Genomic DNA, 16,968 nt, shown 5'->3' with positions numbered 1-16,968 from the left:
AGGGTTCGAATCCCTCCCTTGGAGCCATTTAGCCGAAGTGGCGGAACTGGCAGACGCACAGGACTTAAAATCCTGCGATCCTTACCGATCGTACCGGTTCGATTCCGGTCTTCGGCACCAATTTTTTTTTGAAGCAAAGCACACTTTAAAACATCGCGGAGTGGAGCAGTTGGCAGCTCGTTGGGCTCATAACCCAAAGGTCACAGGTTCAAATCCTGTCTCCGCAACCACATGGCCCCTTGGTCAAGCGGTCAAGACACCGCCCTTTCACGGCGGTAACAGGGGTTCGATTCCCCTAGGGGTCACCATTAGTTTGTCCGAAACTTTAAAACGGACACATGGGAGTATAGCTCAGCTGGGAGAGCATCTGCCTTACAAGCAGAGGGTCATAGGTTCGAGCCCTATTACTCCCACCACATGGCCCAGTAGTTCAGTTGGTTAGAACGCCAGCCTGTCACGCTGGAGGTCGACGGTTCGAGTCCGTTCTGGGTCGCCATTTTCACTTTCGGAATTACGAAAGTGACCAGCAATCGAAAGATTGCCAAGTGTCAGTCAACAGTGATGTTGATAAAAGTTTTAAATGCCGGTGTAGCTCAATTGGTAGAGCAACTGACTTGTAATCAGTAGGTCGCGGGTTCGAGTCCCATCACCGGCTCCAAAAAATCTGGAGGGGTTCCCGAGTGGCCAAAGGGGACGGACTGTAAATCCGTTATCAGCGATTTCGAAGGTTCGAATCCTTCTCCCTCCACCAACATTATGCGGAAGTGGCTCAGTGGTAGAGCATCGCCTTGCCAAGGCGAGGGTCGCGAGTTCGAATCTCGTCTTCCGCTCCAAATATGCGTTCATAGCTCAACTGGATAGAGCACCGCCCTTCTAAGGCGGGGGTTTGGGGTTCGAGTCCCTATGGACGCACCAATTTAGTAAGTATATGGAGAGGTACCGAAGCGGTCATAACGGGGCGGTCTTGAAAACCGTTAGGGTGTGAGCCCACGTGGGTTCGAATCCCACCCTCTCCGCCAATTACTAAATAACCCTTAATTGGGGCGTATAGCTCAGCTGGTTAGAGCGCACGCCTGATAAGCGTGAGGTCGGTGGTTCGAGTCCACTTATGCCCACCATGCCCGGATAGCTCAGTCGGTAGAGCAGGGGACTGAAAATCCCCGTGTCGGTGGTTCGATTCCGCCTCCGGGCACCATTAAAAAGCAGTGATGAAGCAATTTCATCGCTGTTTTTTTATATATTTTTATATAGATTGAAGCCATAAGTTGTTAAATGAGAATACACATGAGAACAGTTGACTTTTAATTTATAGAATGATAAAATTTCTTCTAAAATACATGGAGGAATTTTTATGAAGGGGAGTAAAGTCTATTTACGAGCAGTTGAGCGTAAGGATGTTGAATTGGCATATAAATATATGAATAATGAAGATTCGTTTTATAATTTGAGTGTTGGTGTTCCATATCCAATGAATTTTGATAATGAAATGGATTGGTATGAATCGCAGAGAAAAAAAAGCGACTCTTACAATTTTGCAATTTGTACAGTGGAGGATGATTTGTACATTGGCGGTTGTGGTATTAATTCAATTGATTGGAATAATAGAAGTTGCAATATCGGTATATTTATAGGTGATGATCGATTTAAAAGTAAGGGTTTTGGAACAGAAGCCATGGCATTGCTCTTAGCATTTATCTTTAAGCAAATCAGTGTTGAACGTGTGGAATTGAGAGTTTTTGGTTTCAATGACCGTGCAATAAAATCATATATTAAAAATGGATTTGTTGAGGAAGGACGGCTTAGAAATGCCATTTATAGAAATGGTGCATTTCATGATGAAGTCATTATGAGTATCTTGAGAACAGAATATAAAAAATAGGTAGAGAACAGCTAGGAAAAATGAGCTATTATGAGTATTTATTGAGGAGGCACATGATGTTATTTGAAATAGAATTAGAAGCGTTGAGAGATCAATTAGATCGCATAGATGAGCAGATATGTGTGTTATTAGAGCAAAGATTTGAAATTACCGATGAAGTCGGGCGATTAAAAAAAAGCTATGATCAGCCTATTGATCAATTGAGTCGGGAAGCTCAAATCAAACAAAATTTGACCGATAAATTGGAAGGCTATAAACATTTAAATGAAATTTTGAACTTATATGAATTGCTATTTGACATGAGTAAAAAGTCCCAAAAAAACGTTTAAATATGGGCGTTTTATAAAAAAAAATTACAAATATATTAAGAATAAAATTCCATATAGGATTCGTTAAAAATAAATAGTATACTGATAATGAATGAACACTAATTTTATACGGGGGCATACATGGAATTTATTCAAACGATAATGACCTATATTCTCGATTTGATCTCAGAGATACGATTTACGTATATCGTTGATATATTGATTATAGCATTTGTATTCTATAAGGTACTGGGATTTATAAAAGAGACAAGAGCTGAACAGCTTGTAAAGGGTTTTTTAATAATTTTGATTGTGTCTAAACTAAGTGAATGGGCAAAGTTGTATGCTGTAAATTACGTTTTACAGAGTACCTTTACGATTGGGTTAATTGCACTTGTAATATTGTTTCAACCTGAACTTAGAAAAGCGCTGGAACATTTAGGTAGAAGTCAGATTTTTTTAATGACAAACAGAAAGAATACATTGGATGATTTAAATAAGTCTATAAATGAAATTGTCGATGCAGCTGGCGTTATGTCTAGAAAAAAGATCGGTGCGTTAATTGTAATTGAAAGAACCACAGGGATAAATGATATCATTGAGACGGGTACAGTGGTAGATGCAAAGATTTCTGCGGATTTGTTGATGAATATCTTTTATCCAAAATCACCTTTACATGATGGCGCTGTTGTGATCAAAAATAATCGATTAATGGCTGCAGGATGCTTATTGCCTTTGTCAGCGAATAAGTACATCAGTAAAGAACTCGGTACACGACATCGTGCGGCAATGGGCATGACAGAAAGCTCAGATGCAATGATCGTAATTGTATCTGAAGAAACAGGTCATATTTCAATGGCTGTTGAAGGCAAATTGCAACGTTTTTTAGATTCTAAAACATTAAAGGAACTTATGATCACAACCTTATGTCAAGAAAAAGAAATGAAAGTTGGAGGTGATGAAGATGTCTAAAAAGCCATTGAAATCATTTTCCACCTCGCTTTTTAACGGCATTAGATGGATAAGAAATTTACCAAGAGCTTTTTTTACGGTAAATCTTTCTCACAATACAGGTAAAAAGCTATTTTCATTACTGCTTGCCATATTGTTTTGGGTATATGTTATGGATCAAGTAGATCCTGAAATATCAAAGGTGTTTGAAAATGTACCGATTCAGCTCATAAATCTCCAAGAACTTGATCAAAATAATTTGAAAATTATGAATCAGCATGATTACTTTGTAAATGTTGAAGTTTCAGGAAGACGCAACAATGTCATCAATTTAAATTCAAGTTCCATTTATTTATGGGCTGATATGAGAGGCGTTAAAAAGGGAACCAATACGATTTCCATTAACAAGACGATCAATTCTGAAGCCGTGATGATCAACACCATTTTTCCTAGTGATATTGTGCTTCAAGTAGATCAAATTGTTTCCTTGCCAAAACCCGTCAAAGTTGTTTTAAATGGAGAATATGCAACGTCGATTTATCAAGAGACAATGCATGTTAGTCCTGATGAAATTAAAGTGACGGGACCAGAGAATATTGTCAATACAGTGGCCTATTTAGGCGGTACTATAAATATTAGCAATTTGACATCTGATATGACGAAAGATATTTCATTAGTGCCTTATAATTATGATGGAGAGATTGTAAATGGTGTGACTTTGGATAATAACTATTCAAATGTTTCATTAAAACTGGGTAAAAATAAGACGGTTGAACTCAAGGCGATTGTTGAAGGAGAACCGATGGAAGGGTATCAGGTCGTTGCCTATAAAACGATTCCAGAGAGTGTTCTCATTCAAGGGGATGTTGATAAAATCAATGCAATCAATGTGATTAGCCCTGAAAAAATCATTTTAAAGGGTGATGAAAATGCCAGCTATATCATTGAAAAAGATCTGACTTTACCTGAAGGGATCAAACGAGCAACGGATGATGGGCCTATTCAGGTGGAAATAGAAATTGAAGCATTGCAGACGAAGGAATTTACATTCGCGGCAAAAGATCTGCCTATTGTAAATTTGCAGGAAAATTTTGTGACAAATCTTGCTGAAAGTGAGCAAATGGTAACTGTAAAAGTCAGAGGCATTGAATCAATAATAAAAACACTTTCCAAAAGTGATATTCACTTGTACCTCAACTTTAGCAACGTAGATAAGCCAGGTGCTTATAAGCTGAAAGTCATTGTTTCTGATCAAGATAGTTTCAATAACATTGTTGTGGACCCTGTATATATTGATGTTGACATTGTAGATCAATCGGAGAGTTCAAGCAATGCAACGAATGGAAGTTCAAGTAATCCAACTGCTTCTGGAAATAAAGGAACAACCGACACCAATTGATGCGCCAAGCGTTTTTAATTAGAAATCTAAATTTAGAGAAAGCGTTAAGATATCTCGCATAGCATATCTTAACGCTTTTTTTATGCGAAAATGCTGACTAATGATATCGTGGTTGATTAATGATATAATAGTATTGAATGAAAATGGAAAACTATAAATCAAAACAAGAACAGGTCATAAAGTATGTAGTAATTGAGGTGGATAGTGAAAAGAGAACTTGAAAAAATACTGGATTCAACTCATGATGCAATGATTGCAATTGATAAACATAATTTCATTACACTTTTTAACAAGTCAGCGGAAAGATTGACAAAGATTAGTGCAGCAGATGCCCTTGGACAACCTGTGCAAATTATTGTGGAAAATACAAGGCTACCTGTGATTCTTGAGACGGGTGTCTCTGAGCTCAATCAAAAACAGCAACTCAATGATATAACGATCATTACGAATAGAATGCCTATATTAAGCGATGATGGAGAAATTTTGGGTGCCGTTGCGATCTTTAGAGATATTTCTGAAATCATAGAACTGGCAGAACAAATTACAAATCTTAATCAAATTAGAGAGACCTTAGAGGCCACCATAAATGCCACCCAAGATGCTATTTCAGTAGTAGATGCCGATGGCATAGGTGTCCTTATAAATCCAGCATATACACGTATGACTGGCTATACAAACGAAGACATTATTGGCAAGAATTGCACAGTAGATTTGGCAGAAGGTGAAAGTGTGCATTTGGAAGTGCTTAAAACAGGGAAACCCGTAAAGGGGAAGACGCTTAAGGTTGGCCCAAAGCGAAAGGATGTTATAGCTGAAGCGGCGCCCATTATTGTCAACGGCGTTGTTAAAGGTTCCGTAGCCATTATACATGATTTGACGGAAGTCAATGAAATTTATAGAAAATTAGATCAGGCGAAAAAGATTATTCGAAGTTTGGAAGCCAAATATACTTTTGATGATATAATTGGCGGCAGTGAAATCTTGCATTATGCAATAGAAAAAGCAAAAATTGCGGCAGAAACACCTGCAACTGTTATCTTGAGAGGAGAAAGTGGCACTGGGAAAGAACTTTTTGCGCATGCCATACACAATGCTTCAAATCGCAAGTATGCACAGTTTGTCAGGGTTAATTGTGCTGCTATTAATGAAAATTTGTTAGAGAGTGAACTCTTTGGTTATGAAGAAGGGGCATTTACTGGAGCTTCAAAGGGTGGCAAGATGGGACTCTTTGAAAAAGCCAACGGTGGGACCATATTTTTAGATGAAATCGGAGAGTTGTCTTTAAATACACAAGCCAAACTGCTGAGAGTGCTTCAAGAAAAAGAAATATTAAAGGTTGGTGGCACGAAGCCAGTGCCCATAGATGTGAGAGTGATTACTGCGACCAATGTCGATCTTGAAAAAGCCATAAAAGAGCAGCGTTTCAGGCAAGATTTGTATTATCGCTTAAATGTTGTGCCCATATATATTCCTGCACTAAGAGAAAGATTAGAGGACATGGATTTACTGGTCAAACATCTTATAAATAGATTCAATCAAGAGTATGGACGCAGTGTTGAGCGCGTTTCTGACTCTGTTCTTGAAATTATCAAATCCTATGATTGGCCGGGAAATGTTAGAGAACTTGAAAACTTTGTGGGGAGAGCGATGATAAACATTAGAATGCATGAATATTTACTGACGGCACTTCACTTGCCGCAGTTGAGTCTAGGCGTTCCCAATATAAATCAAAACTTAGGCAAAGTTGCTCAAAAAATTGAAATGCTTGGATCAGATAATACATTGGAATATCGTGTTGCCGCATTTGAAAAATTTCATATTGAAGCAATACTTGAAAAGAATCAAGGGAATCGCGAGGCCTCAGCTAAAGAATTGGGGATATCTTTGAGAACTTTGTACTATAAACTCAATAAGCTCAATCGAGAACTTCGCATTGAAAAAAATGAAATATTGTAACGTGCAATATATTGCATTGCATTAAAGACAAATGCAACTATTTGCATGTTAATATTTGCACTTAAAGACTGATGACGTATTCATCAGTCTTTTTTTTGATCTCATTTCTGAGAAAAATTTCGATTTAAAAAATGTAATGTGCTTATCGAGCGCGTTTCAGAATAGGTACACGAAATTAATGTACTGACCTTGAAAAGCAATGTATTGGCATCATCTTTGCGTTAATTAATACGTGATGGATTTATTAAAGTATGTGGAGGTGTCATTTTGGAGAGAAAATATGTCTTAGTGATTAATCCTGGTTCAACGTCAACTAAAGTTGCCGTTTATGAAGGGTATGAGAGAAAAGCTCAGGAAAACATAACACATGAGACTTCAGATCTTGAAAAATACGAAAAAGTAACGGATCAATATGAGTATAGAAAAGAAATGATTGTTAAATGGCTTATAGATAAAAACTTCAATCCTTCTAAATTAGTAGCTGTTGTCGGTAGAGGCGGACTGCTTAGACCAATGCCAAGTGGTACTTATAAGGTATCCAAACAGATGATTGATGATCTCGTTGTTGGGATTCAAGGGGAACACGCTTCTAATTTGGGTGGCATGATTGCAGGTGCTATTGCTGAATCAGAAAATATTGAAGCTTATATAGTGGACCCAGTGGCTGTAGACGAGTTTGAAGATGTTGCTAGGGTATCGGGAACACCTCAAATCATACGTAAATCACTTGTACATGCACTTAATATCAAAGCCATTGCACATCGTGTTGCAAATGATAAGAACGTTAAAGTAGAAGACTTAAACCTTGTGATTGCACACCTTGGAGGTGGAATTTCCGTGGTGCCGCTTTTAAAAGGCAGAATGATAGATGCAAACAATGCGAATGAAATGGGACCGTTTTCACCAGAAAGAACAGGTAGTTTGCCTGTTGGTGATGTGGCAAAAATTTGTTTCTCAGGCGATTATACATTTGCAGAAATCAAGAAAAAACTTAGAGGCAAAGGTGGCATGACTGCTTATTTGGGCACTAATGATGCGAGAGAAGTTTTAAAGAGGATCGAAGATGGCGATGAAAATGCAAAATTGATTTTTGAAGCCATGGGATATCAAATTTCAAAGGAGATCGGTGCCATGGCAACGGTACTTCAAGGTCAAATAGACGCCATTGTACTCACAGGTGGTGTGGCTTATTCTAAGTATTTAACAGACTATATTAAAGAACGTGTTGCATTTATTGCACCTGTTATTTTAAAACCGGGTGAGGACGAAATGGAAGCTCTAAATGAAGGCGTTCAACGCGTACTCAGCGGTGAAGAAACAGCAAAAATATATGAAGAGGAGGTTGTATTTAATGATTAAAAATTTTGATGAATTATTAAGTATAGCGGTGAGTAAAGGTCCTAAAATCGTATCTGTGGCATGTGCGCAAGACGATGATGTTTTAAAGGCCATTAAAGTAGCTCATGAAAAAGGGATCATAAAGGGCATTTTAGTAGGTGATGTGCCTAAAATTGAAGCGATCGCTGATGAAATAGATTTGAATTTGTCCGATTTTGAATTGATTCACGTAGAGGATTTGGTGGAAGCCTCTTTGAAAGCCGTTGAACTCGTGTCAACAGGTAAAGCCGATCTTGTTATGAAAGGGTTGGTGGACACAGCTGTGATTTTGAAAGCGGTATTGAATAAGGAAGTTGGGCTTCGAACGGGTAATGTACTAAGTCATGTGGCTGTATTTGATATTCCAACTTATCATAAGGTTTTAACAGTGACAGACGCGGCGATGAATATAGCACCAGATCTTAAAGCCAAAAAGCAGATCATAGAAAATGCATTGGTGGTTACAAAAGCGCTTGAAATAGAATTGCCTAATGTAGGGATTATCGCCGCAAAGGAAAAAGTGAATCCTGCTATGCCGGCAACTGTTGATGCAGGAGAGCTGGTTAGAATGAATCAAGAAGGTGAGATAACTGGTTGCAAAGTGGGTGGCCCATTTGCACTGGATAACGCAGTCTCGAAAGAAGCCGCAAAAATTAAAGGGATTAAAGATCCTATGGCAGGTGATGTGGACATTATTGTCGGACCAACGATTGAAGCCAACAATATCCTTTATAAGGCGCTTAATTTTCTTGCAAATGCAAAATCAGCTGGGATTATAGTAGGGGCAAAAGCACCTATCGTGTTAACTTCCAGAGCGGATTCGGATGAATCAAAATTAAATTCGATTGCATTAGGCGTTTTGATGTCAGCAATTTGATGCTAAAAGGAATGGTCTCTGGCGATTGAATTGTGGGACCGAACATGCCAATAATAGAAAAGACATATGGTGAGGATAGGAGAATAACTATGGAAACTTTTAGAATCCTTGCAATTAATCCTGGATCAACATCCACAAAGATTGCAATTTATGACAATGAAAAGGAAGTGTTTGAAACCACAATAAGGCATTCAAACGAAGAAATTAAACCTTTTGATAAAATATTTGATCAATATGATTTTAGAAAGAATGTGATTTTAAATATTTTAAATGAGAATGGTATCAATTTGACAAAATTGAATGCAGTTGTAGGACGCGGCGGATTATTAAAACCAATTAAAGGTGGAACCTACGCTGTGGATGATCAAATGCTTGAAGACTTGAAAATAGGTATTTTGGGCGAGCATGCGTCAAATTTAGGGGGCATCATTGCAAATGAAATCGCTGGACAACTTAATATTCCAGCATTTATTGTAGACCCGGTCGTTGTTGATGAAATGGAAGCTGTTGCAAGAGTTTCAGGTATGCCTGAAATTGAAAGAAAATCCATTTTCCATGCGCTCAATCAAAAAGCGGTGGCAAGAAGATATGCAGATGAAAATCATAAGAAATATGAAGACATCAATGTTATCGTTGCGCATCTAGGTGGTGGTATTTCTGTGGGCGCCCATGAAAAAGGCAGAGTAATTGATGTCAATAATGCACTTGATGGTGAAGGACCATTTTCACCAGAAAGAGCAGGGGGATTACCGGTGGGTGATTTGGCTAAACTTTGTTTTTCCGGAAAATATACGCACGATGAGATCAAAAAGATGATTAAAGGCAAAGGTGGATTGGTAGCCTATCTTGGTTCAAATGATGGTCGTGAAATCGTCAAAATGATAGAAGCAGGCGATCAAAATGCTGAATTGATATTTAAAGCGATGGCTTATCAAGTTTCTAAGGAAATTGGAAGTTGTGCAACTGTTTTAAAAGGCAAGGTAGATGCCATCATATTGACAGGTGGTCTTGCATATGGTGATGTTTTAATAAACTGGATCAAAGAAAGTATTCGCTTTATAGCAGACGTTGTCGTTTATCCAGGGGAGGATGAAATGAGTGCGTTGGCTCTTGGCGGTCTCAGAGTATTAAGAGGCGAGGAAGAAGCTCAAAGATATTTATCTAAAATATAGAAAAGTGGTATGGTGAAATGAAAATGGAACTCAAAAAGGATAAAAGGATTCGCATTATCATAGGCCATTATGGCAGTGGCAAAACAGAATTTGCAGTTAATTATGCTTTAGCGCTTAAAAATGAATGTGAAAATGTGACCTTGTGTGATTTGGACATTGTGAATCCCTATTTCCGTTCAAGAGAAAAAGCGGAAATGTTAGAGGCAAGCGGCGTCAAAGTCATCAGCGGTGCCAGAGGCCATCATGCAAATCTGGATATTCCAATGGTTTCTTCAAGTATTTTAACACCTCTTCAATCAGAACATGAGCAAGTTATACTGGATGTTGGCGGCGATGCTATAGGTGCACGTGCCCTTGCAAGGTTTAAAGCTTATTTTGAAGAAGGTCAATATGATATGTTTTGTGTAGTCAATGCATATAGAGAACAAACACAAGATTTAATGGGTGTTGTGCATCATATTAGAACGATCGAAGACACCGTTGGGGTCAAGGTGACGGGGCTAATAAACAATACACACTTATTAAGAGAAACATCTTTAGAAGATGTTCTAAAAGGTCAAGCATTAGTTGTGGAAGTGTCAAATAAACTCAATATTCCCATCAAATATGTCAGTTCCTTGGAAAAGGTTACCCGCCAATTACCTGAGGATATTGAAGGAGAAAAATTTCCGATTCAGATGATTATGAGGGAAAAGTGGATGTAATTTTGAGATTTCCACACATTAAAAGAAATGGAGGTTGGCGATAGTGGCTGCTAAAGGTAAAGTTACGTTCAACGAAGATATTTGCAAAGGCTGTGGTCTTTGTACAACAGCGTGTCCAGTGAAAATAGTCACATTGGACACTAAGAAAATTAACGTTAAAGGGTATCACCCAGCAACCGTAATTGAAGTAGAAAAGTGTATTGGATGTGCAAACTGTGCAATGATCTGTCCTGATTCTGTGATCACAGTTGAAAGATTCTAATAACTTAAGGGAGGTTAAACCAAATGGCTAAGGTATTAATGAAAGGTAATGAGGCGATTGGAGCTGCTGCAATTAAAGCGGGCTGTAAATATTTCTTCGGATATCCAATTACACCTCAAAATGAATTGCCAGAGTATATGTCAAGAGAAATGCCTAAAAATGGCGGCGTATTTTTACAAGCTGAAAGTGAAGTAGCGGCAATTAACATGGTATATGGTGCAGCAGGTGCAGGTGCTCGTGTAATGACCTCTTCATCTTCACCGGGAATTGCACTGAAACAAGAGGGGATTACTTATATCGCAGGGGCTGAACTTCCTTGTGTTATCGTCAATATCGTTCGTGGCGGCCCAGGTCTTGGTGGTATCCAACCCGCTCAATCGGATTACAACCAAGTAACACGTGGTGGTGGTAATGGTGATTATAAATTATTGGTTTATGCGCCAGCGAATTTACAAGAAATGGTTGATTTGATGCAAGAAGCATTTGATGCTGCAGATTATTACAGAAACCCAGTTATGATGGTGGGCGATGGTATGATCGGTCAAATGATGGAGCCTATTGAATTCAAAGAGGGCAAATCTAGATTTGAATTGCCAGCTAAAGATTGGGCATCAGTGGGTACAAAAGGCAAGAGAAAGCCAAACATCATCAACTCGCTTGCGCTTGATCCTGCAGAACTTGAGAAACACAATCAAAAACTCCAAGAAAAATATGACATGATGAAAGCAAACGAAGTCAAATACGAAACTTACAATATGGAAAATGCGGAAGTTGTTATCGTCGCTTACGGTACAACATCAAGAATTGTAAGAAACGCAATTATAGATTTAAAAGAACAGGGAATCCATGTGGGCCTTATCAGACCAATCACATTATGGCCTTTCCCTGAAAAAGCATTTGATGAGGTGCCAGCGGATTGTAAATCTTTATTATCTGTTGAAATGTCAATGGGTCAAATGGTAGATGATATTAAAATTGCTTCTAATGGCAGATGGCCAGTGAGCTTCTACGGAAGAGCTGGCGGTATGATTCCTACGCCAGAGGCAGTAATGGATAAAGTTAAAGAATTAGTTGGAGGTGCAAAATAATGTCAGTTGTATTTCAAAAAACTAAAGGCTTAACAGATAAGCAAACACATTATTGCCCAGGCTGTACACATGGGATTATTCATAGATTGGTAGCAGAAGTTTTAGAAGAATTAGATGTATTGGGTGAAACGATTGGTGTTGCACCAGTGGGTTGCTCAGTGCTAGCTTATGAATACTTCAACTGTGATATGCAAGAAGCTTCACATGGTAGAGCACCAGCAGTTGCAACGGGTATTAAGAGAGTTCATCCTGATAAAGTGGTATTCACTTATCAAGGTGATGGCGATTTAGCTTCAATTGGTACTGCTGAAATCGTTCATGTGGCACACAGAGGTGAAAAAATAACCACTATTTTTGTCAACAATGCGATTTATGGTATGACTGGTGGCCAAATGGCACCTACAACTCTTATTGGTCAAAAGGCAACAACCGCACCGCTTGGGAGAACTGTTGAGCACTCTGGAATGCCTTTACAAGTATCCGAAATGCTCTCGACCATTCATGGCGCTGCTTTTGTTGAAAGAGTTTCTGTAGATTCGCCTGCTAATATCAGAAAGGCTAAAAAAGCTATTAAAGAAGCATTTGAATGTCAACTGGCTGGAAAAGGCTTTTCAATCGTTGAAGTTTTGTCAACTTGTCCAACCAATTGGGGGCTTACACCTATAGATGCTTTAAAATGGTTGCAAGATAATTTGATTCCTTACTATCCGGTAGGAAACTTCAGAAGACCAGAGGAGGTAAAATAGGATGTTGAACGAAAAGATTATTTGCGCTGGCTTTGGGGGTCAAGGCGTTATGCTTATTGGACAATTAATTTCTTATGCTGGTATGCTTGAAGGCAAGGAAGTCTCTTGGTTACCTTCTTATGGCCCAGAAATGCGCGGTGGGACAGCAAATTGTAGTGTCATGGTTTCTGAAAGAACAATTGGTTCCCCTGTTATAACAAATGATGCCACTACTGCAATCGTAATGAATTTACCCTCTTTAGATAAGTTTGAAAGTGATATTACACCCAAAGGCAATCTTATCATAAATAGCTCGCTGATTGAGAAAAAAGCATCTAGAACTGATGTTGCCACTTATTATATACCAGCAAATGAGATCGCTGTGGAAATAGGTAATTCTCGAGTTGCCAATATGGTTATGCTTGGCGCTTATCTTGAGCTTACAAAAGTTGTGGAAATAGATTCCGTTATGAAAGCACTTAAAAAAATATTCGGTGATAGTAAAGCACATTTACTAGATGTCAACAGAGTTGCTCTACAAAAAGGTGCAGAATTACTAAAACAATAACGTCACAGTTTAGTTTTAATAGAGTAGTCTGGCTTTAATATCCATTGAAAACAGCTAAAAGGGATAGGATGAATCATAGGTATGACTTTGATTTGTCCTATTTTTTTTCTGAAAGGGGCTAAAGATATAGGGTTTTCGTAACATGTTTTTAATATGATTATTGTATACATAAGGATTGAGATCAGTTAAGAGATATGAGATAATGAAAGGGCAAGATTTAGTTAAATGGGGGCAATATGGGTGATTTTTTAAGGGCGTTACTACTGATCTTTATCGCTGAAATGGGAGATAAAACACAAATAATGGCAATGGCATTTGCCACAAAATATAAAGTAAATCAAATTTTGATTGGGGTTGCAATTGGTGCTTTTGCAAACCATGGAATTGCAATATTGCTGGGATCACTTTTAAATAGGTTTATCCCCATTGAAGCACTTCAACTGGTTGCAGGGGTGTTATTCATTTCATTTGGTCTGCTGTCCCTGTCTATAGCTGAGGAAGAAGAGGCGGAGCAAAGTTTAAAAAAATATGGCGCCATAATTACAGTGGGCATTGCATTCTTTTTAGGGGAACTTGGTGATAAAACTCAACTTACTGCTATGACACTTGCCACAGATGCAGTTAACCCTGTATTTACGCTGATAGGCACTGTTTTAGGAATGGTTGTTGTAAGTTCAGTTGGTATTTTCGTAGGTGCTAAATTGGGAGACCGGGTTCCAGAACATTTGATCAAATTTGGAGCGTTTTTAATTTTCATGTTTTTTGGGCTCAATAAAATTTTCACATCGCCATATGTTCAAAGTATGGGGATGACATTTATGGCACTTCTAGTGTTTATAATAAGCATATTGATGATTTTTAGATTTGTAATTTTCAGCAGACAGCTCAAGGAAGTTTCAGTGTCTGCTCTAAAACAAAAGGCTCAAGACTTGAAACTGTATCGTGAACGCATCTTAGAAAATGTCAATGAGTTGTGTAAAAATTGTGATGTTTGTAAAGAACAGCAGTGTCTAGTGGGCTATATGAAAAACTTGTTGTCACAAAAGATGGAGACGAGAGTGATCGATCCTGTATTTATAGAGGCGCTTTATGACGATCATTTCGATGCTTGTCAAGCCGAACGTATATTGACACTGTTGAGAGAATACTTTGATAAGTATCCTGAAGAACATATGATCAATATAGAACTTCTCAATATAGAGAAAGTACTTAACAAAATCATGGAAAACAAAATTATGGATAATGAGATTATCGAAAACAAAACCATCGAAAAGGATTTGGTACAGCATTAAAATCTGTATAAAATAGGATGGACTGCTATTTAAAGCGTAACAGAATAGAATCGAAGATATAAAAAAAAGTAAGGTGAGGTAGTCAGGTGGGAAGATTATTTGGAACAGACGGTGTCAGAGGAATTGCTAACAAAGAGTTGACTATTGAATTGGCTATGCAGTTAGGACAATACGGTGCTTATGCCATTACAAAAGGTAAGAAAAATGCAACTATAATTGTCGGGAAAGATACACGATTATCAGGAGATCTTTTAGAATCTGCATTGATAGCGGGGATATTATCAACTGGATGCAATGTGCTCAAAGTAGGTGTCATACCAACACCGGCTATTGCAAAATTAATTCAAAGAATAGGTGCGGATGCTGGCGTTATGATTTCAGCTTCGCATAATCCAGTGGCATTTAACGGCATCAAATTCTTCAATCACTTAGGGCTTAAATTGTCTGACAGCCTTGAAGATGAAATAGAAGACTGGATTGAAGGCGACAAAACTGTAGAATTACCGCAAGGACTAGAACTTGGTACGGTTAAGGCCTATCCACATGCGGAAGAAGATTACATCGAATATGTATTATCAACTCTAAAAGGCATGACTTTTGAAGGTCTAAAAATTGCAATGGATTGTGCGAATGGAGCTGCATTTGATGTGGCACCGAGGACGTTTAATAAACTAGATGCAAAGGTGTATTCAATTCACCATGAACCTGATGGAACCAATATAAATGAAAACTGTGGCTCGACACATTTGGGTGATCTTAAGAATTTCGTTAAAGTTGTGGGTGCAGATGTGGGCTTGGCTTTTGATGGAGATGCAGACCGTTTGCTTGCTGTGGATGAAACAGGAGCTGTTGTCGATGGGGACAAAATCATGGCAATCTGCGGCAAGTATCTCAATGATGAAAATGAACTCTCCCAATCGACAGTTGTTTCGACGGTTATGAGTAATTTGGGGTTTGATATCGCGCTCAAGGAGAATGGCTTAAAAACAGTTAAGACAAAAGTTGGAGATAGATATGTTCTAGAAGAAATGCTCAAAAATGGCTATGAGCTTGGTGGAGAACAATCAGGACACATCATATTTTTAAAACATAATACAACAGGTGATGGCCTATTAACTGCGGTTCAGCTTATTAGAGTCATGAAGGCAACGGGTAAAAAACTCTCTGAACTTGCAAGTATTATGAATGTTTATCCGCAAGTGCTTAAAAACGCTAAAGTTTCAAATTTGAAAAAAGAACACTATATGGATGATCCGATGATTTCAGAGAAAGTCAAGGAAGTTGAAGCAGCTTTTCATGGCAATGGCAGAGTACTCATCAGACCATCGGGAACTGAGCCCCTTGTTCGTGTGATGATTGAAGGTAAAGACCAAGAAGAGCTAGAGGCAGCAGCAGAAATGTTGGTTACTTTAATCGAAAAACAATTGAATTGATGGTGAATGAAGGCATGAAATTTTTTGATCTGCATGCGGATATTTTTTATGATCTCACGAATCGAAGATTAAATGGACATGACGATACTTTCAATAGTAGGCATTATGCTAAGATGAAAACAGGTCATATAGGAGGCGCTATCTTTGTCGTTTGGAATGATATTCAGTCAAAGATACAACCAGCAGATTTTTTAAATCATGCCTTTGATCAAATTCAACGTGAGATGCATGATCCCAGTACTCATATGAAAGTGGTTTTGGATAGCTGTGCGCTGAATGAAAAGTGGTATGATGATGATGTGTCGGTTATTGTAGGTATTGAAGGCATTGAAGCATTCGGTGACTCGATTATGCTGCTGGATGACTACTATGAAAAGGGCCTCAGACATGTTGGACTGACTTGGAATGAGCAAAATGCTTTTGCGACTGGCGTCAACGGTGACTCAGGCAGGGGGCTGACCTTGCTCGGCAGAAAAATGGTCCTTAAAATTCAAGATCGAAATATGATTTTGGACTTAGCCCATTTAAATGAGCGCAGTTTTTGGGATGTGCTCAGATGCAGTTGCAAACCCATTATGGTATCCCATTCTAATGCTTATGCACTGTGTCCTCACAAGCGCAATTTAAAGGACGAACAAATTAAGGCAGTATCGGCTCAAGGTGGGATTATAGGAGTAACATCAGTGGGATCGTTTTTAAGTCAAGACATGTCAAATCGCAATCTTGAGGTGTTCGTGGAGCACATTGCACATATGGTTGATGTGGGCGGTATAGAGACGGTTGCATTGGGCTTTGACTTCTGTGATTATATTCACGAAAATTACATGGGTGTAGAAGACTTCGAGGATGTGTCTAAGACAATGAATCTCATAAGAGCGCTGAGTAAAAAAGGATTTACACCTCCTGAAATAGAAAAAATGGCCTATGGCAATGCATTTAGATTTATAAAGAGCACTGGATTTTAACCAGTGCTCTTT

16 protein-coding genes and 12 tRNA genes are annotated in these 16,968 nt (G+C 38.5%); all 28 read left to right on the top strand.

Annotated elements, in window-relative coordinates; genetic code table 11:
* The first annotated feature begins 31 nt into the window (after positions 1 to 31).
* The 28 genes from ISU02_RS14735 to ISU02_RS14600 all read left to right on the top strand — a co-directional run bounded on the left by ISU02_RS14735 (position 32) and on the right by ISU02_RS14600 (position 16,956).
* A tRNA-Leu gene (locus ISU02_RS14735) sits at positions 32 to 120 on the top strand.
* 34 nt (positions 121 to 154) lie between these two features.
* Positions 155 to 230 (top strand) — tRNA-Met (locus ISU02_RS14730).
* A 3-nt stretch (positions 231 to 233) separates the two neighbouring features.
* Positions 234 to 308 (top strand) — tRNA-Glu (locus ISU02_RS14725).
* Between the two features lie 32 nt (positions 309 to 340).
* Positions 341 to 416: transfer RNA gene (locus tag ISU02_RS14720), tRNA-Val, on the top strand.
* 3 nt (positions 417 to 419) lie between these two features.
* A tRNA-Asp gene (locus tag ISU02_RS14715) sits at positions 420 to 496 on the top strand.
* Positions 497 to 582: 86 nt separating this feature from the next.
* Positions 583 to 658, top strand: a tRNA-Thr gene (locus ISU02_RS14710).
* Positions 659 to 666: 8 nt separating this feature from the next.
* Positions 667 to 751 (top strand) — tRNA-Tyr (locus ISU02_RS14705).
* Between the two features lie 7 nt (positions 752 to 758).
* A tRNA-Gly gene (locus ISU02_RS14700) sits at positions 759 to 833 on the top strand.
* Between the two features lie 5 nt (positions 834 to 838).
* Positions 839 to 915: transfer RNA gene (locus tag ISU02_RS14695), tRNA-Arg, on the top strand.
* Between the two features lie 15 nt (positions 916 to 930).
* Positions 931 to 1,019: transfer RNA gene (locus ISU02_RS14690), tRNA-Ser, on the top strand.
* A gap of 22 nt (positions 1,020 to 1,041) precedes the next feature.
* Positions 1,042 to 1,118, top strand: a tRNA-Ile gene (locus ISU02_RS14685).
* Between the two features lies 1 nt (position 1,119).
* Positions 1,120 to 1,195 (top strand) — tRNA-Phe (locus ISU02_RS14680).
* A gap of 156 nt (positions 1,196 to 1,351) precedes the next feature.
* Positions 1,352 to 1,879 carry a GNAT family N-acetyltransferase gene (locus ISU02_RS14675; protein ID WP_194702591.1) on the top strand — a complete coding sequence of 176 codons (528 nt, stop codon included), beginning with the start codon at positions 1,352 to 1,354 and terminating at the stop codon, positions 1,877 to 1,879.
* Between the two features lie 56 nt (positions 1,880 to 1,935).
* The gene (locus ISU02_RS14670; RefSeq protein WP_194702590.1) at positions 1,936 to 2,208 is read left to right on the top strand and encodes a chorismate mutase; all 273 of its coding nucleotides are present in this window, start codon (positions 1,936 to 1,938) and stop codon (positions 2,206 to 2,208) included.
* 120 nt (positions 2,209 to 2,328) lie between these two features.
* Positions 2,329 to 3,159 (top strand): diadenylate cyclase CdaA, encoded by an 831-nt coding sequence (gene cdaA, locus ISU02_RS14665; protein ID WP_228727830.1) that lies wholly within the window; start codon positions 2,329 to 2,331, stop codon positions 3,157 to 3,159.
* Positions 3,152 to 4,537 carry a CdaR family protein gene (locus ISU02_RS14660; protein WP_194702589.1) on the top strand — a complete coding sequence of 462 codons (1,386 nt, stop codon included), beginning with the start codon at positions 3,152 to 3,154 and terminating at the stop codon, positions 4,535 to 4,537. The genes cdaA and ISU02_RS14660 overlap by 8 nt, the downstream gene beginning before the upstream one ends.
* Positions 4,538 to 4,741: 204 nt before the next feature.
* Positions 4,742 to 6,493, top strand: a complete 1,752-nt coding sequence (locus ISU02_RS14655) for a sigma-54 interaction domain-containing protein (RefSeq protein WP_194702588.1) — start codon at positions 4,742 to 4,744, stop codon at positions 6,491 to 6,493.
* A gap of 264 nt (positions 6,494 to 6,757) precedes the next feature.
* Positions 6,758 to 7,852, top strand: a complete 1,095-nt coding sequence (buk, locus tag ISU02_RS14650) for a butyrate kinase (RefSeq protein WP_407646445.1) — start codon at positions 6,758 to 6,760, stop codon at positions 7,850 to 7,852.
* On the top strand, positions 7,845 to 8,747 hold the full coding sequence (locus ISU02_RS14645; RefSeq protein WP_194702586.1) for a phosphate butyryltransferase: 903 nt from the start codon (positions 7,845 to 7,847) through the stop codon (positions 8,745 to 8,747). The genes buk (ISU02_RS14650) and ISU02_RS14645 overlap by 8 nt, the downstream gene beginning before the upstream one ends.
* 89 nt (positions 8,748 to 8,836) lie before the next feature.
* A complete protein-coding gene (gene buk / locus ISU02_RS14640; protein ID WP_194702585.1) occupies positions 8,837 to 9,919 on the top strand; it encodes a butyrate kinase in 1,083 nt (360 codons plus the stop codon).
* A gap of 23 nt (positions 9,920 to 9,942) precedes the next feature.
* Positions 9,943 to 10,623 (top strand): ATP-binding protein, encoded by a 681-nt coding sequence (locus ISU02_RS14635; protein ID WP_194702584.1) that lies wholly within the window; start codon positions 9,943 to 9,945, stop codon positions 10,621 to 10,623.
* 43 nt (positions 10,624 to 10,666) lie between these two features.
* Entirely contained in the window at positions 10,667 to 10,885 is a 219-nt protein-coding gene (locus ISU02_RS14630; RefSeq protein ID WP_069872994.1) for a 4Fe-4S dicluster domain-containing protein, read from the top strand.
* Between the two features lie 23 nt (positions 10,886 to 10,908).
* Positions 10,909 to 11,973: a 3-methyl-2-oxobutanoate dehydrogenase subunit VorB gene (locus ISU02_RS14625; RefSeq protein WP_194702583.1), complete on the top strand. Its 1,065-nt coding sequence runs from the start codon at positions 10,909 to 10,911 to the stop codon at positions 11,971 to 11,973.
* The gene (locus ISU02_RS14620) at positions 11,973 to 12,719 is read left to right on the top strand and encodes a thiamine pyrophosphate-dependent enzyme (RefSeq protein ID WP_194702582.1); all 747 of its coding nucleotides are present in this window, start codon (positions 11,973 to 11,975) and stop codon (positions 12,717 to 12,719) included. The genes ISU02_RS14625 and ISU02_RS14620 overlap by 1 nt, the downstream gene beginning before the upstream one ends.
* Before the next feature lies 1 nt (position 12,720).
* Positions 12,721 to 13,266, top strand: a complete 546-nt coding sequence (locus ISU02_RS14615) for a 2-oxoacid:acceptor oxidoreductase family protein (RefSeq protein WP_194702581.1) — start codon at positions 12,721 to 12,723, stop codon at positions 13,264 to 13,266.
* 236 nt (positions 13,267 to 13,502) lie between these two features.
* Entirely contained in the window at positions 13,503 to 14,558 is a 1,056-nt protein-coding gene (locus ISU02_RS14610) for a TMEM165/GDT1 family protein (RefSeq protein WP_194702580.1), read from the top strand.
* Positions 14,559 to 14,644: 86 nt separating this feature from the next.
* Complete coding sequence (gene glmM / locus ISU02_RS14605; RefSeq protein ID WP_194702579.1) at positions 14,645 to 15,991, top strand: phosphoglucosamine mutase; 1,347 nt, start codon at positions 14,645 to 14,647, stop codon at positions 15,989 to 15,991.
* Complete coding sequence (locus ISU02_RS14600; protein ID WP_228727838.1) at positions 15,991 to 16,956, top strand: dipeptidase; 966 nt, start codon at positions 15,991 to 15,993, stop codon at positions 16,954 to 16,956. The genes glmM and ISU02_RS14600 overlap by 1 nt, the downstream gene beginning before the upstream one ends.
* Positions 16,957 to 16,968: the final 12 nt, after the last annotated feature.

Source organism: Fusibacter ferrireducens (assembly GCF_015352425.1).
GTDB classification, from domain to species: domain Bacteria; phylum Bacillota; class Clostridia; order Peptostreptococcales; family Acidaminobacteraceae; genus Fusibacter_A; species Fusibacter_A ferrireducens.
This window is presented reverse-complemented; position numbering and strand designations above follow the sequence as displayed.